12 protein-coding genes are annotated in these 12,270 nt (G+C 35.5%); 4 read left to right on the top strand and 8 right to left on the bottom strand.

Features of this window, described 5'->3' with window-relative positions; genetic code table 11:
• Nucleotides 1-5: 5 nt before the first annotated feature.
• From F1Z66_RS11535 to F1Z66_RS16095, 6 genes are read right to left on the bottom strand one after another with little or no spacing between them, the layout of a single operon-like run.
• Nucleotides 6-1,409: a V-type ATP synthase subunit B gene (locus tag F1Z66_RS11535; RefSeq protein ID WP_149863776.1), complete on the bottom strand. Its 1,404-nt coding sequence runs from the start codon at nt 1,407-1,409 to the stop codon at nt 6-8.
• Nucleotides 1,410-3,176, bottom strand: a complete 1,767-nt coding sequence (locus F1Z66_RS11530) for a V-type ATP synthase subunit A (RefSeq protein WP_149863775.1) — start codon at nt 3,174-3,176, stop codon at nt 1,410-1,412. It lies immediately after the preceding gene.
• A 39-nt stretch (nt 3,177-3,215) separates the two neighbouring features.
• Nucleotides 3,216-3,551 (bottom strand): V-type ATP synthase subunit F, encoded by a 336-nt coding sequence (locus F1Z66_RS11525; RefSeq protein ID WP_149863774.1) that lies wholly within the window; start codon nt 3,549-3,551, stop codon nt 3,216-3,218.
• 6 nt (nt 3,552-3,557) lie between these two features.
• On the bottom strand, nt 3,558-4,625 hold the full coding sequence (locus tag F1Z66_RS11520; RefSeq protein WP_159357412.1) for a V-type ATPase subunit: 1,068 nt from the start codon (nt 4,623-4,625) through the stop codon (nt 3,558-3,560).
• A gap of 5 nt (nt 4,626-4,630) precedes the next feature.
• Entirely contained in the window at nt 4,631-5,191 is a 561-nt protein-coding gene (locus F1Z66_RS11515; protein ID WP_149863772.1) for a V-type ATP synthase subunit E, read from the bottom strand.
• A gap of 15 nt (nt 5,192-5,206) precedes the next feature.
• Complete coding sequence (locus F1Z66_RS16095; RefSeq protein ID WP_201448552.1) at nt 5,207-5,548, bottom strand: hypothetical protein; 342 nt, start codon at nt 5,546-5,548, stop codon at nt 5,207-5,209.
• A 363-nt stretch (nt 5,549-5,911) separates the two neighbouring features.
• On the opposite strand from F1Z66_RS16095, the gene F1Z66_RS11505 reads away from it, so the two are divergent.
• From F1Z66_RS11505 to F1Z66_RS11495, 3 genes are all read left to right on the top strand, one after another.
• Nucleotides 5,912-6,841 (top strand): class I SAM-dependent methyltransferase, encoded by a 930-nt coding sequence (locus tag F1Z66_RS11505; RefSeq protein ID WP_201448553.1) that lies wholly within the window; start codon nt 5,912-5,914, stop codon nt 6,839-6,841.
• Nucleotides 6,842-7,130: 289 nt separating this feature from the next.
• The gene (locus F1Z66_RS11500) at nt 7,131-7,829 is read left to right on the top strand and encodes a hypothetical protein (RefSeq protein ID WP_149863771.1); all 699 of its coding nucleotides are present in this window, start codon (nt 7,131-7,133) and stop codon (nt 7,827-7,829) included.
• Nucleotides 7,830-7,925: 96 nt separating this feature from the next.
• Nucleotides 7,926-8,306 (top strand): DnaJ domain-containing protein, encoded by a 381-nt coding sequence (locus tag F1Z66_RS11495; protein WP_149863770.1) that lies wholly within the window; start codon nt 7,926-7,928, stop codon nt 8,304-8,306.
• A 203-nt stretch (nt 8,307-8,509) separates the two neighbouring features.
• Here the strand turns inward: F1Z66_RS11495 and asnB are convergent, their stop codons facing one another.
• Both asnB and F1Z66_RS11485 read right to left on the bottom strand, forming a co-directional pair.
• Complete coding sequence (gene asnB, locus F1Z66_RS11490; RefSeq protein ID WP_149863769.1) at nt 8,510-10,210, bottom strand: asparagine synthase (glutamine-hydrolyzing); 1,701 nt, start codon at nt 10,208-10,210, stop codon at nt 8,510-8,512.
• 86 nt (nt 10,211-10,296) lie between these two features.
• Nucleotides 10,297-10,950 (bottom strand): HAD family hydrolase, encoded by a 654-nt coding sequence (locus F1Z66_RS11485; RefSeq protein ID WP_149863768.1) that lies wholly within the window; start codon nt 10,948-10,950, stop codon nt 10,297-10,299.
• Between the two features lie 96 nt (nt 10,951-11,046).
• Here F1Z66_RS11485 and mpgS point away from each other — a divergent pair, with 96 nt between their 5' ends.
• A complete protein-coding gene (gene mpgS / locus F1Z66_RS11480; RefSeq protein WP_149863767.1) occupies nt 11,047-12,249 on the top strand; it encodes a mannosyl-3-phosphoglycerate synthase in 1,203 nt (400 codons plus the stop codon).
• The last annotated feature ends 21 nt before the right edge of the window (nt 12,250-12,270 follow it).

Below are 12,270 nucleotides of genomic sequence, written 5' to 3'. Positions count from 1 at the left end.
TATTCTTACTCCTCTTTTTCAGATTCGACTTCTAGAGATTTTTTCCTGTATTTAGCAATAAATTCAGGTTTGATTCTCTTCATTTCAGATTCTGGTAGATCTGATAGTAGTTCCCAGCCGATTCCAAGCGTTTGTTCTATTGATCTATTTTCGTCAATCCCTTGATTAACAAATTTTCTTTCAAAGTTGTTTGCAATTGCCAAGAATTTTCGGTCTATATCACTTAAGGCCTCTTCACCTACAATTGCAGCCAATGCTCTAGCATCTTTACCTTGTGCGTATGCAGCATATAACTGATCGGCAAGGTTACGATGATCTTCCCTAGTTCTTCCACTGCCAATACCTTGATTCATCAATCTGGACAAACTTGTCAAGACGTCTACGGGAGGTTGAATATTTAACCTGTGCAATTCTCTGCTCATTACTATTTGACCTTCAGTAATGTAACCGGTCAAATCAGGTATGGGATGTGTAATATCATCTGCAGGCATTGCCAATATTGGAATTTGCGTAACAGAGCCTTTTCGACCCTTTATCTTGCCAGCTCTTTCATAAATTGATGCCAAATCGGTATACATGTATCCTGGATACCCTCTCCTGCCTGGTACTTCTTCACGAGCAGCAGAAATTTCTCTCAATGCTTCGCAGTAGTTAGTCATATCAGTCAAGATCACAAGAACATGCATTTCCCTTTCGTAAGCCAGGAACTCCGCAGTGGTCAAGGCTAACCTAGGCGTAAGGATACGCTCCATTGAGGGATCTGATGATAGGTTCAGAAACAACACACTACGTCCAAGTGCTCCACTTTCTTCAAATTGTTTGACAAAAAAGTTTGCTTCTTCACTAGTAATACCAATGGCGCCAAAAACCACTGAAAAAGATTCAGAGGAGGACAACACCTTGGCTTGACGTGCAATCTGAGAAGCCAGTAGATTATGAGGCAAACCCGCTCCTGAAAATATAGGTAATTTTTGACCTCTAACAAGAGTATTCATACCGTCAATGTTTGACATACCAGTCTGAATAAATTCAGATGGCTCTTCTCGAGAGTAAGGATTTATTCCAGAACCGACCAAGTCGAATCTTTCTTTGGATATAATTTTTGGACCATTATCCCTCGGATTACCTAGTCCATCAAAAGTTCTCCCTAGCATCTCATCAGAAACGGAAATCATCGCAGTTTCACCTACGAATTTGGTTGATGTATTATCTGTTCCTAGTCCATAGGTTTGCCCAAAGACTTGAACAACCGCTAAGCCTTCTCTTGTATCGAGCACTTGGCCTTTCCTTCTCTCACCATTTGCTAGTTTAACTTCTACCATCTCACCATAAGCAGCATCTCTTACCCCTTCGACGAAAATAAGCGGTCCGGCTATTTTTGACAGATTTTTATAAGCTATTTTAGACATTTAGCGTGCAACCTCCATAATTAATTCTTTAAATTGCTTACTCATATTAGTCTTAATTTCTTCTACTTTAGCATTTACTTCTTCTTCTCTTGTCCACTTTATCATTGACAATTCTTTCCGGGTTGGTAAAGTACCAATCTTTGTTGATTGAACACCTTTCTTGATTGCTTCGGCTTCCAATCGTCCAAATTCCAGTATGGTCTGGAGCATCAAAAACTGTTTTTTGATGGAGGTATACGTGTCAACTTCATCATAAGCACTCTGTTGTAAGTAGTCTTCTCGAATCGAACGAGCGGTATCAAGTATTCCCTTTTCTGGCTCAGGTAAAGCATCGTAGCCAATTAACTGCACAATTTCTTGTAACTCAGCTTCTCGTTGAAGGATTTCCAATGCTTCCTTTCTCAAAGCAGTCCATTGTGGAGATATATTGTTCTTGTACCAGTCATCCATATCATCAGCATAAAGTGAATAACTAGTGAGCCAGTTAATGGATGGAAAGTGACGACGTGAAGCCAAGTTTGCATCCAATCCCCAAAATACACGGGTGACTCTCAATGTATTCTGAGAAACGGGTTCTGAAAAGTCTCCACCTGGAGGTGAAACAGCTCCAACCAATGTTAGTGAGCCTAATCGTTGTTCAGGAGAAGTAACTACCGCTTTTCCTCCACGTTCGTAAAACTCCGCAAGTCTACGACCCAAATAAGCCGGGTATCCCTCTTCACCGGGCATTTCCTCAAGTCTACCAGATATTTCTCTTAGTGCTTCTGCCCACCTTGACGTGCTGTCGGCCATTAGTGCGACATCATATCCCATATCTCTATAGTATTCACCCATAGTGATTCCAGTGTATATACTGGCTTCTCTAGCAGCAACAGGCATATTAGATGTGTTAGCAACTAGTATGGTTCTTTCCATTAACGGTCTTTTTGATTTCGGATCTTCTAATTCAGGAAAAGTGGTCAAAATTTCGGTCATCTCATTTCCACGTTCGCCGCAACCAATGTAAACAATTACGTTGCTGTCCGCCCATTTTGCTAGTTGTTGTTGTGTTACTGTTTTGCCGCTCCCAAACGGTCCGGGAATAGCTGCAGTACCTCCTTTGGCAACAGGGAAAAATGTATCCAAAACTCTCTGTCCAGTCAGCAAAGGAGAGACTGGAGGCAGCTTTTTAGCGACTGGTCGTGGACTCCTCACCATCCACCAATTTGATAAACCCACATTTGATTTGCCAGTTGCTGTTTTGATTTCTGCTACATTCTCATTTACTGTATACTTTCCTTCTGCTATATCGGTTATCTTACCATTTATTCCGAATGGAACCATTATTTTGTGATTTATTAATGGGGTTTCTTGAACTTCCCCTATTATTTCTCCCTCATGGACTTCGTCGTTTTTTCCTTTCAATGGAACGAATGTCCATTTTTTGTGTTGATCAAGTGCAGGTATTGTAACCCCTCTGCCAATAAAATCACCACTTTTTTCTCTTAATACATCTAGTGGTCTCTGAATACCATCATAAATTGAAGTTAGTAAACCTGGTCCTAGCTGAATTGACAAAGGTCTTTTAGTATTAACAATTTTTTCACCTGGCCTGATTCCGGTTGTATCCTCATATACCTGAATAGTAGCTTTATTTCCTTCTAATCTAATAATCTCTCCTAATAATCCTAAATCTCCAATGCGTACCACATGGTACATTTCTGCATCCTCTACATCAGTAGCAACAACTACTGATCCTGAAATACGCGAAACTATTGAATTTGACATCTTGCCTTACCTTTCACCTTTATTATCCCATTTTAATACTTATCCCAAACTTATTCCTAATACCCGTTTGGCTAATGCGGCTATCGACTCTTCGTGTATTGCACCTTGCAATGCTGGCATAAAGAGTACAAGTGGATCTATAGAAGACTCGATCCTTGTCCTGGTAACTTGAGGAAGTGATTCTTGAACAAACTGACTTGCTATTACTAGATTGTATTTATGAGAGGAAAAAAGTTCATCCATTTTCTTTACGGCTTCGTTTTTATCATTTACAACGAATGTGTCCTCAACTCCCAATAGCCTATATCCCATTACTATCTCTCTCTCACCGATAACAGCAATCGATTTAATATTATCTGATTTCTTGCTTGACATTTTTACTTACTCCATCACCAACATTGAATTAATCCGGTCAGGTGTAAGATTGTAACGCTTTCCATAGGCTATTCTTTTTATATTATCCCATTCAAATTCAGCTTTTATAATAAAATGAAAAATCGTTCCAATAGAAAGAGCTATATTTTTTAATTTTCTTACATAATTATTGTTGATATATTTGTCCATAGCAACTTCGAAATCGACTAGATTTTGAGTTTTCACATAATTATCTAACAAATCACCAAATTTAATATGTTCTTCAATACGGTTAATGAACTCCTCAACTGTATTTGCAGTGAAAATTTCCATAAGTTTGTCGATGGGAATTTTTCCGTTTTCTATCAAATGTTTCTTCACTAAATCTCGATCTAGTTTAGAATCCTTCCCTTTAAGTAATGTTAAAATATTTTTCTTATCAATTTGAGTCCTAAACAAATCTCTTGTAATTCCTTCGTCGCCTTGAAAAAACTTGATACTTTCAAGGAGATTTGTATAGTAAAAGGACAAAAGTTCAGTCATCATAGGACTAATGTCAGACGTTTTCTGATACGTATCGAGGTTTTGAATTAAAATAGTACCATATTTGTATTTAACCAGTTGATTAACCACTCCCTCAACCGTAGGTTGAGAAAGTATGATTTTCATTTCATCGTGAGGAATATTCCCCGCTGTTATTCCAGCCGGAAAATTGCGGCTAGAGACCAAAAAGGGTTCAGTTTCTGTTATTGTTCGACCAATGACTTTTGAAGACAAGATTAGTTCAATATTATGGATATCCCATTTAGAAAAGTAAGCTCTAATCGCTTGTTTTCCGCTAAATGGAGTAGCTTCAAGAGCAATCTTGTTTACTTCGACTAGGTGACGATTAATAGCAACCTCTAGTAATTCAGGTGGAGTATACATCGCTGCGGCACGGTCAATTTCAGCGCCATACCAAGTAGATTCGAGCAACCTAGAGACTTCATTAACATCTTCGGCTTTAACTAAAGTTTCAATAAAATCCTTAGACAAAAAATTAATAGAAATTGCTTGCAATCTTCCATAAGAAGATGAATAAGAGGATGTAGTCATTTTCATCAAACCATTTTTTCGTACAAGTAGTTTTTCAATTCATCTTCATTGTTCTCTAATAATTCTTCAAATGTCAAGTCTAGTTCTCTAGTTCCTCCTTTGTCTGTGGCGGTTATCCCACCAATGGTGTTTATCGGAGGTCCAGCGGCTACATTAAGCTCCTTTATTATTGGCAAATCAGATTCTCTACAACTTATTATTACATCCTCACCAAATTGACTTTTAGCATATTTAACCATGTTTTCAAGCGACTTTTTGTACTCTGCCTTTTTTGTATAATTCTTGATTTCGCGCCTAATAGTCTCGAAAGCCGAATGCATATTCATATTAATTGTATCAAACAAAATTTTCTTTGCTTCTAACCTGGCACTTTCAGTAATTCGGGCATATTCTCTTTGTGATTTATTTTCAGCTTCATTGTCGTATTTTTCCTTAATGTCCTTTATTTTCAAAGCCTTGATTTCTTGAGTCTTTGTTTTCTTTTCTTCTAACAAAGAATTCAGGACAGACAGTTCCTTTCTTTTTCGGTCCTGAATCTCTTCATCAAATGTGTTGAGGGCAGACATTTGATATTACTATTTTTACAGTATACCCAATAACAGGATAATACCAAGAACGAAACCAATGATCCATAGAGTTTCAGGAATGACGAAGAAGAACAAAACCTGGCCAAATTTTTCTGGCTTTTCAGCGATAATTCCCATACCGGCTGCACCAATTCCCTGTTGTGCATTTCCAGTACCAATTAACCCACCAGCAATTGCTATTGCAGCTGCCACGGCTAATAATGACTTGTTTAATCCTGCATCCCCAGCTCCGCTTTCTTGTCCAAATGCCTGTGGTGTTAGCAATGCAAATGCCAATAAAGCTGCTCCTCCGATTATGGGTATCATAAACAATTTTGAATAACGAGATTGTTTCATTAATAATTAAAGACCTTTGGTGGCATATTAATAGGTTATTTTAAAATAATCGTAATTTAACAAAATTCTGCTATTTTCGTCAATAATATGATGGTAAATAGTTGGTAGAGAAATTCAATAAGTTTTTCAAAAGGACTAGAAGTAGACGATCAAACTAAAGCAATGATCTAATTACAAAGAATTGGACTATCAGGGTTCTTGATTGTCCATGGTATGTTAATCATAAGATGGAATCAAATTTCAAAGGGCCACAATTTCGATCCTTTTATCAAAATAATTAAGAAAATGAATGTGTCGATATCTAAATCTCAATATTTACGTTACCTTTTAATTATGTAAATTAATAAAATTAGTCTTTGATAGTTGTCACTCAAAATTGGTAAGATTGCTTTTTTTTCATTATTTAGAAGAAATGAAAATGACGTTAAAAGTATTTATGATACATTTTCAGACCTGATGATAATCGGGACTGGTGGCAGCTTTTTAAACTTTGGTTATTGGGATGGAAAAACTGTTGATCCATTGCAAGCACAACTTAATTTGACCCATAAATTGGCTAAATTTGGTTCATTCTTAGAATCTGATAATATTCTAGATGTAGGCAGTGGGTACTGTGCTCCGGCATTATCTTGGTTGATGAAGTATCCGCTTCTTAAAGTTATTAGTATCAATATAAGCGGAAGGCAATTACTAACAGCCAAGAATAATATCAGAAAAGATGAATGGGGACTGTATACTAATTTCAAAATGAATTTTAATGATGACTTTGACAACCGACTAAGTCTTTTGGAATCTACATCTACTTTATTGCCAATTATGAGTGAATCAATGGATAAAATTGTAGCCTTTGAATCGGCTCAGCATTTCAAACCTTTGAAGAAATTTGTAATGGAATCAAATAGGGTATTAAAAGAGTCCGGACTATTAGTAATTGCTATACCAATAATATCCAAAGAAAATAACTTTAATTACTTTTCAGAGTTATTAAATTTGGGTATTCTAAAATTTACTTGGGCTTCTGAGCATTATACCCTTGATTCAATTAAAAATATTTTGAGTTGCTGCGGCTTTAGTATACAGGAGGTTGAACTTATCGGAGCAAAGGTTTACATACCCCTCGCAGATTATTTTATAAAAAATAGAGAAAGATTATTTGAATTAATAACTAGTAGATATCCAAAATTCTTTGAACAGATTTTAAATAGTTCGATTCTAAAAATGAAATCAGCCTCTCAAAGCGGATTCATTGACTATGCACTTATCAGATCAGCAAAAGTAATTGCCGATGAATGAATTATAATTATAGTAAATCATTGCTTATGCAAACTGATTAAAATTTTTATTATTCCTCTTTTATCCATATAAGGCTTGTATTGAATCGATCAATTATAGTATCCACTGATGCCTGCCTACTAAATCTAACATACAACTAATAATAATTTTGTAAAAAAGCCTCAATACTTGTCTAAAACTTTGGACTCGTTTAGAAAGAGAATTTACTAACTTGGTTTACGGTGAAAGGCCATAAGTATTCAATACATATGTATTATTATTTAAATAACGCATTATTTTAGAATACGTTATGTCCTCTTCAACTAGCTCTACATCAACTGAGACTAAAGATATAGGATCTAATCCAAAAACAGTAGAAAATTCAGAAAGCAGTGAGAAAGTATCCAAAATTTCAATTCAAGATACGAAATCGTCAAAATTTAAAGAATTGACGGAGTTGTTACAAAAGTGGGGATTTAAAGTAACGGATAAAACTAAAATTATCAACATTCCAGGAATTGAATTTCAGGCAGAAGTTATTCCTCAAATCCCATATCCTTCTGGTCTGAGTACTCCCTTTTATCTCGAGTTCCAAGACAATTTGGAAGACGGTTTTATTTTAAGGACTACTTTTGAGTTGGACAAGAATATCGAGATTTATTTGAATAGTCAAAATCGTGCTAGGGAAATTGAGCTGACTTATATTGAGATCAATCAAATCATTCTTCCACTTAAAGTGTCAATAATCAAAGATCACCCTTTCCTCAAGCTTTACAAAGTAATGTTTTATCCTGGATTAAGAAAGCAAGAATTTCTGGACGGGATAAATGATCTCATTAATTCAATGACAATCATCATTGGGAAATGGGACGAAAGGTATTACCAGATGAGAACCACAGATAATAAAGTGAAGGCTGAGAAGGCTGAGAAGGCTGAGAAGGCTGAGAAGGCTGAGAAGGCTGAAAGAAAAATTAACGATTTAGAACTGGAAAAAATATTAAGAAAGTGATCAACTTTTTTTATTATAGCATTTAGTGGAAACGCAAGAAATCAAAGTAGAACAAATTTAAGAACGAGATATATCTTTTAACAGCATGTGTAAAAATTGACCAGATTAGATCTTTACGCAATCCTGGGGATACCAAAAAATGCTTCTTCTAAAGACATAACGTCGGCTTATAGAAGATTAGCATTAAAGTATCATCCTGATCGTAACAAAAGCCCATTTGCTAATGAAATGATGTTAAAGATCAACACTGCATATAATATCTTATCAGATCCCATCAAACGTGAAGAGTATGACTATTCACTTATTCAACCTGAAAAATTAATCCGTGAGGAACCCGTAGAGGATCAAGTCCATCGGGGAACGATGTCTGACTTGTTGTTAAGGTTGATTGTCAAAGTTAGGAGCAAATCCAAAATTTCTGTTAAAATTGTAATAATTGCAATAAAACGTGTTCTCAACTTTATTAATAGCAGGTAAACAAGATTTACAAATTTTAAAGTAGGATAACTTTTTCCCTGCCGGATTTTTCTTCTGCCTTAAATATCAAATATTATCATAATCCAAATTGTAAAATATTAAGAAAAAGCCTAGATAATTAACAACCATCAGAAAAGAGAACATATAAAATTTAAGATTGTCGAAAGCAGTTTAAAAAAAATGATTGTAAAAAAATAAGGGTATTACTTACTAATAGTGGGTAAAATATTCGAGGCGATTTTTTCCAAGTACATTTGAATGTGAGGTTCTATATTCCAGATCTGCTCAGTTTCAAATAGATGACCATACCTTTGCGAACTACCCATTAACTCTCTTTTGTTGAGTTGTTCCAAATAGGTGTTCTTAATTGCAGACTTGTCAAATCCATTCTTAATTGCAATTGAATCTAACATATTGTGTATCCCTGAGCCATGCTGCGCCGCCTCTTTGATCCGAAATGCAATTTCCCTTGGGATACCCAGATTTTCGGCTAATTTTCTATGAACTCGTTTCCCCAAGGTGTCAAATTCATTACTACCACTATTTTGGATGTTTAAACGTGGGTCAATTTTTAAGACAGTGTCAATTAAGTTGGGATCGAGGAAAGGCTCCCTAAGCTCAATACTTTGAGACATTGTTATTTTGTCCTCTCTTTCAAGAGTTTCTTTATAAAGTAACTGAACATCTTTTATCATGTATTCTAAAATCTTGTCGTAACCAAATTTTTGGACAATTTTAGAATACCATGAATATCCCCCAAATATTTCATCTGCACCCTGACCGGTTAACATTACTCGAATCCCTTGTTCTCTAGCTAGCTTTACCGCAGCATAAATTGGGATGGCCACTTCAACCTGACCCATGTTATCATCTTCTATTACGTTTATTATTTCTGGGATCATTTTTTCTACGTCTGCTTCAGATAATTCATTTATTTCTAACTGCAAATCCAATTTTTCTGCAATATCGATGGAATTTGTGATGTCGTTGGAATCTTTAATACCGGAAGTATAACAGATTACTTCAGGAACCATTTGCTTAGCCAAGTAGGCCACGATTACGCTATCAATTCCTCCAGAAAAGACGATCCCTATTCGATCGAAATCTCGCACTCTTTTTTCAACAGACCTAAGAAGTGCATCTTTGTAAGCATTCAATGCCGAGTTTATATCCTTGTATAAAATAGGATACTTTGATCGGATTGACTTGTTGGTATTAACCGTAATTGGATGAAGTGTCGTTACATAATTGCCTTCAGACGGTGATTGTTTAATAAACATAGCATAACCTGGCAATAACCTATGAATTTTATGGGACATGTTGATTTTCCACAATGCCTTTTTCTCTGACCCGAATGCAAAAAATCGATCATTCTCTCCATAATAGATCTGTCTAACTCCGATACCATCTCTCACAAGTATAATATTTCCTGTTGCCTGTTCACGTATTGCTAGAATGTAAATACCATCAAGCTGAAAAACAGTTCGCTTGACAGCTTCCAGCAAATCTCCATGGGTCTTTTCATAATGATCCTCAAGCAGATGTATTATCACCTCACTATCTGTAGAGGTATGAAATTCATGTCTCGTTTCTAACGTCCTTCTTAAATCACGATAATTGTAAATTTCTCCATTGTGTTCCAAAACGAGCTTTTTATCACAACTTACGAAAGGTTGAGAACCACAAGATCCACCAACGATTGCGAGGCGAGAATGACCAAGGACACTATTTGCCGTTGTCTGAGAAAAGAACACTTTATCAAAAGTATTTGAATAAATGATCTCATCCTCAGTAGCTAATCCCACTCCATCTGGCCCCCTGTTCTTCATACAGGACAACATTTTCTCTATAAGCGGTGCTACATTTTCTCCTTTTTTGCTTAAAATTCCTACAATTCCACACATTTTAAAAATTTCCTAAACAAATACTATTGTATGACAAGATATAATAATAACTTCATTACTCAAATTTAAGTATTACACTTTATATACTACATATAATTCATAATTTCATTTAGGTCAGGATTTCGGATGATGTTCTTGCTATGCCTTATTATCTCATTATCTTTGGGCATAAACGCGATTCCTAGGCCCGCATGATTTATCATGCAAATATCACCGCGGGTATCCCCAATAGCTATGGTATTCTTAATCTCAACATCAAATTTGTTAGCATACAAACTAAGATGATATCTTTTGCATATCGAAATTTGACATGGACAATTATTCTTTTCCCAACCTAAAGGCATCGATATCTCACCAGTTATAATACCATCCCTAACTTCAAGTTCATTTGCCGCATAAAAATCTAGTCCTAACTTCCTTGCTACAACTTCTGCAGCTATAGTATAACTATCAGTTATAATGCCGGTGTAGTAGCCATTATTTTTGAACCAACCGACCATTTTTTTGGCATTATGCATGATCGGTATTGAATCAATAGATTGTACTACGTCTTCGACTCTTATACCAGTCAGTAGTTTGGCAATTATTTCCGTTTTTTGAAATCCAAGTAAAGATTTTTCGTTTTGGATTGATTTTACTTTGTCTGAAATTTGGTATTTCCTTGAGAGAACCTCAATAAGTCTTCCTTGAATGAGGGTACCATCCATATCAAATGCAACGAGTTTTGTTTTCTTTGTCATTTCGAGTCAGATAATTAAAGTAGGATTAATGACCATTATATGATTTACTCATGTTTGATGGAATAGGTATTATTATGAGAGAAGTTATAAGAAGGTATGAAACTTGATTTCCCCCCGAGATTTTCAGAGAGGATAGGAGCTATCAGCCTTCATGCCGTTCAGAAAATCTATGAATTGGATTCAGGAAAATCCCCTGAATTTCATGGTGGGCACCGGACAATTCGTGCTTTTGATCATGACGAACTTGCTAGTATTTTTAAAGATTTAGCAATTGTAATTCCAATAAAAAATGAGAGATTGAGGTTAATTGAAGGAGTGCTGAGTGGCATTCCAAATGAGTGTATGGTTGTTATAGTTTCGAATAGTCAAATTTCTCCCGTTAATAGATTTTCAATGGAAGTGGAGATGATAAAACAATACTCTCAATTTGCAGATAAGAAGATAATTTTAATTCATCAGAGGGATCCTGATTTGGCCAAAATATTTGAAGAGGTTAATTACACTTCGATTCTAGATTCTAAAAAACAAATAAGAGATGGTAAAGCAGAAGGTATGATAATAGGCATTTTAATGGCAAAAATGCATAATAAGAAATATGTAGGTTTTATTGATAGTGACAATTATTTCCCGGGGGCAGTTAACGAGTATTGTAAGATTTACGCAGTTGGTTTTGGCATGGCATCCACACCATATAGCAATATACGAATATCCTGGTTATACAAACCCAAAATTAGGAACAATATTCTCAAATTTCCAAAATGGGGAAGAACTTCAGAAGTAACTAACAAATATCTCAATGCCTTACTGTCATACATTACTGGATTTGAAACAGACATTATCAAAACAGGGAACTCTGGCGAACATGCATTGTCAATGTCTTTGGCTGAAAGTTTAAACTATTCAAGCGGATATTCAATTGAACCATACGAATTTATCAATATTTTGGAGAAATTTGGTGGCTTACTCCCAGCTGATTCTCCAGATATTGTAGAAAAGGGTGTTGAAATATTTCAAATAGAAACTAGAAATCCTCATTTCCATGAAGAAAAAGGTAAGGATCATTTAACAGAAATGTTACAGGCTTCCTTATTGGCCATTAGTAACAGCAAGGTGTGTCATATTGAACTAGAAAAGGAGATTAAAGAGCATTTGTCCAGATTGGATACATTGTATAAAAAGGACAAGAGTGGGAAGATGGAACAGAAAAAATATTTTATCATGGATCCAATAAAAACTATCCCCATTGAGAAATTTGGAGAATTGGTAAAGAAAAATGCCAAGTCTTTTAATAAAATATAGAGACAGTCTACAATAAATTAG

Source organism: Candidatus Nitrosocosmicus agrestis, from assembly GCF_008389435.1.
Classification (GTDB): Archaea; Thermoproteota; Nitrososphaeria; order Nitrososphaerales; family Nitrososphaeraceae; genus Nitrosocosmicus; species Nitrosocosmicus agrestis.
Note: the sequence above shows the minus strand (reverse complement) of the source record. Positions and strands in the feature narration are given on the sequence as shown.

Excerpts from the sequence above, each read along its gene's own strand:
- F1Z66_RS11535 (WP_149863776.1), bottom strand. The coding sequence starts at position 1,409 with ATGTCTAAAATAGCTTATAAAAATCTGTCAAAAATAGCCGGACCGCTT.
- F1Z66_RS11530 (WP_149863775.1), bottom strand. The coding sequence starts at position 3,176 with ATGTCAAATTCAATAGTTTCGCGTATTTCAGGATCAGTAGTTGTTGCT.
- F1Z66_RS11525 (WP_149863774.1), bottom strand. The coding sequence starts at position 3,551 with ATGTCAAGCAAGAAATCAGATAATATTAAATCGATTGCTGTTATCGGT.
- F1Z66_RS11520 (WP_159357412.1), bottom strand. The coding sequence starts at position 4,625 with ATGACTACATCCTCTTATTCATCTTCTTATGGAAGATTGCAAGCAATT.
- F1Z66_RS11515 (WP_149863772.1), bottom strand. The coding sequence starts at position 5,191 with ATGTCTGCCCTCAACACATTTGATGAAGAGATTCAGGACCGAAAAAGA.
- F1Z66_RS16095 (WP_201448552.1), bottom strand. The coding sequence starts at position 5,548 with ATGAAACAATCTCGTTATTCAAAATTGTTTATGATACCCATAATCGGA.
- F1Z66_RS11500 (WP_149863771.1), top strand. The coding sequence starts at position 7,131 with ATGTCCTCTTCAACTAGCTCTACATCAACTGAGACTAAAGATATAGGA.
- asnB (WP_149863769.1), bottom strand. The coding sequence starts at position 10,210 with ATGTGTGGAATTGTAGGAATTTTAAGCAAAAAAGGAGAAAATGTAGCA.
- F1Z66_RS11485 (WP_149863768.1), bottom strand. The coding sequence starts at position 10,950 with ATGACAAAGAAAACAAAACTCGTTGCATTTGATATGGATGGTACCCTC.
- mpgS (WP_149863767.1), top strand. The coding sequence starts at position 11,047 with ATGAAACTTGATTTCCCCCCGAGATTTTCAGAGAGGATAGGAGCTATC.